Source organism: Paenibacillus contaminans (genome assembly GCF_003285015.1).
In the GTDB taxonomy this organism is placed as follows: Bacteria; Bacillota; Bacilli; order Paenibacillales; family NBRC-103111; genus Paenibacillus_V; species Paenibacillus_V contaminans.
Map to the genome: position 1 here is coordinate 1 of NZ_QMFB01000078.1, position 1,273 is coordinate 1,273.

A 1,273-nucleotide genomic window follows, 5' to 3' on the forward strand; every position below is an offset into this window, starting at 1 on the left:
TGGTCAAGACCCTTATTTGTGGACACTGTAAAAAGCCCTAGGCAACAAGCTGGCGTCGGTACTCAACCGGCGTCAGCTTGTTTAATTTTCTCTGCGCGCGTTCCTCGTTATAAAAGCGGATGTATTCCTCAATTCGCCTTTGTGCTTCCTCGATACTTCGGATATCATAGGGATAGAGGGCTTCTACTTTCAAATGTGAAAAGAAGCTTTCTATTGAGGCATTGTCATAACAATTGCCTCGTCGAGACATGCTGATTTGGGCGCCAACCTTTGGCAGCATGCCGTGGTATGCATGGGACGTGTACTGGCTTCCCTGATCGCTGTGAACGATCAGTCCAGTCACGTCTTTATGCGTTTCAAATGCTTGTCTAAACGTTTCTAAAACAAGTGGATTATCGTTACGCTTGCTCAAATGGTAGGCCACGATTTCACCGTTCCAAAGATCCTTTACGGCGGATAAGTAAATCCGATCGTCAAATATACGATATTGTGTAACATCGGTAACCCATTTTTGATTGGGGCCATCGGCCTTGAAGTTCCGTTGTAGCAGATTCTCAGCTATTCTCCCATCCGATACAGCTGCTTCATAACTTGTTCGGTAGACATACTTTCGACGGATGATTGCCTGGATTCCTAGCTCCTGCATGAGGCGTAGAACCTTCTTGTGATTCACGACAAGACCATATTGGCGATACAATTCATCTTGAATGCGACGATACCCGACAGTCTTGTTGCGTTGCTCATAGATGGCCAGGATCTTGCGCTTTAGTTCACCGTCGGCATCTTCAGCAGTACGTTTCAAATAAGCATAGTAACCGCTTCTGCTTATCCCCAAATATGCACATAGCGCCTTAACGTTTTGTTTTTCCTTTAGTGCATCGACGACGTGGTGTCTGTCCTGCAACCCTCCCGATTCAAGATTTGTAACCACTTTTTTAGGACGTCTACCTCAAACTGAAGCCGTCGAATTTGGCGCTCCTGTTCTGTCTCAATCCTAGAGGGATTCCCCCGCATATCTTTGAATCCTGTAATCCCGCATTCTCGATACCTCCTCATCCACCTTTTCACACGGTCCTTATCGTGTATGCCCAAATGTTCCGTGATCTTTCGGTAACTCCATCCATCCTCAATATGAAGCCGAATGGCTTCTACTTTTAACGACTCTGGATAATGCTTAAACTTCTGTCCTTTAATCGCCATAAAAATGCACCCCTTAGATTCATCGGATTAACCTAGGGGGTTTTCCAATGTCTATTCTAAGGGGTGCACTTCA

The 1,273-nt window shown here is 45.6% G+C and carries 2 protein-coding genes; both read right to left on the bottom strand.

The features are described from left to right. Positions 1-37 precede the first annotated feature (37 nt). Entirely contained in the window at positions 38-931 is an 894-nt protein-coding gene (locus tag DQG23_RS41610) for an IS3 family transposase (protein ID WP_113036955.1), read from the bottom strand. Next, entirely contained in the window at positions 871-1,200 is a 330-nt protein-coding gene (locus DQG23_RS41615) for a helix-turn-helix domain-containing protein (protein ID WP_113036956.1), read from the bottom strand. The genes DQG23_RS41610 and DQG23_RS41615 overlap by 61 nt, the downstream gene beginning before the upstream one ends. Between the last annotated feature and the right edge of the window lie 73 nt (positions 1,201-1,273).

Coding starts and splice junctions, on each gene's coding strand:
- DQG23_RS41615 (WP_113036956.1), bottom strand. CDS start 1,200: ATGGCGATTAAAGGACAGAAGTTTAAGCATTATCCAGAGTCGTTAAAA.